The following is a 1,126-nucleotide window of genomic DNA, read 5'->3' as shown; positions in this document are numbered from 1 at the left end:
GACTTCACCGAGGTCGCCGACGTGATCGCGTCGGCGCTGAAGCCGTCGTACGACGTCGAAAGCCTCAAGACCCGGGTCAGGGCACTCGCCGACAAGCACCCGCTTTACCCCGGTCTGAACAAGTAGTTCCCTGGTGGGGGCACCCGATGGCGTGTGCCCCCACCCTTTCTTTAGGAGTTCCCGTGGCCATCTCGGTCTTCGACCTGTTCTCGATCGGCATCGGTCCGTCGAGCTCGCACACGGTCGGCCCGATGCGTGCGGCCCGTATGTTCGCCCGCCGTCTGCGCAACGAGGGTGTGCTGTCCTCGGTGGCGACGGTCCGCTCGGAGCTGTACGGCTCCCTGGGCGCGACCGGCCACGGCCACGGCACACCCAAGGCGGTGCTGCTCGGTCTGGAGGGCGCGTCCCCTCGTACGGTGGACGTCGAGACCGCGGACGACCGGGTGTCGTCGATCAAGGACACGGGTCGGCTGAACCTGCTGGGGGAGCGTGAGATCGCGTTCTCCTACGACGACGATCTGGTCCTGCACCGCCGCAAGACGCTCCCCTACCACGCGAACGGCATGACGCTGTGGGCGTTCGACGCGTCCGGGGCGGAGCTGCTGTCGAAGACGTACTACTCGGTGGGCGGCGGCTTCGTCGTCGACGAGGACGCGGTGGGCGCGGACCGCATCAAGCTGGACGACACGGTCCTGAAGTACCCCTTCCGCACCGGCGACGAGCTCCTGCGTCTGACGAAGGAGACGGGCCTGTCGATCTCCTCCCTCATGCTGGAGAACGAGCTTTCCTGGCGCACCGAGGACGAGATCCGGTCCGGACTCCTCGACATCTGGCGCGTCATGCAGGCCTGCGTCTCACGCGGCATGACCCGTGAGGGCATCCTGCCGGGCGGACTCCGGGTCAAGCGCCGCGCCGCCGTCACCGCCCGCCAACTCCGGGCGGAGGGCGACCCGTTGGCGCACGCGATGGAGTGGATCACCCTCTACGCCATGGCGGTGAACGAGGAGAACGCGGCCGGTGGACGCGTGGTGACCGCCCCGACGAACGGCGCGGCCGGCATCATCCCGGCCGTCCTGCACTACTACATCAACTTCGTCCCCGGAGCCGACGAGGACGGGGTCGTGCG

The 1,126-nt window shown here is 68.4% G+C and carries 1 protein-coding gene; it reads left to right on the top strand.

Going from position 1 to position 1,126, the window contains the following annotated elements; translation table 11 throughout:
- Positions 1 to 182: 182 nt before the first annotated feature.
- On the top strand, positions 183 to 1,126 hold a 944-nt coding region (locus tag ACIHIX_RS47885), incomplete at its 3' end, for an L-serine ammonia-lyase (RefSeq protein WP_399966980.1).

This window comes from Streptomyces sp. NPDC051913 (genome assembly GCF_044593635.1).
Lineage (GTDB): Bacteria > Actinomycetota > Actinomycetes > Streptomycetales > Streptomycetaceae > Streptomyces.
This window is presented reverse-complemented; position numbering and strand designations above follow the sequence as displayed.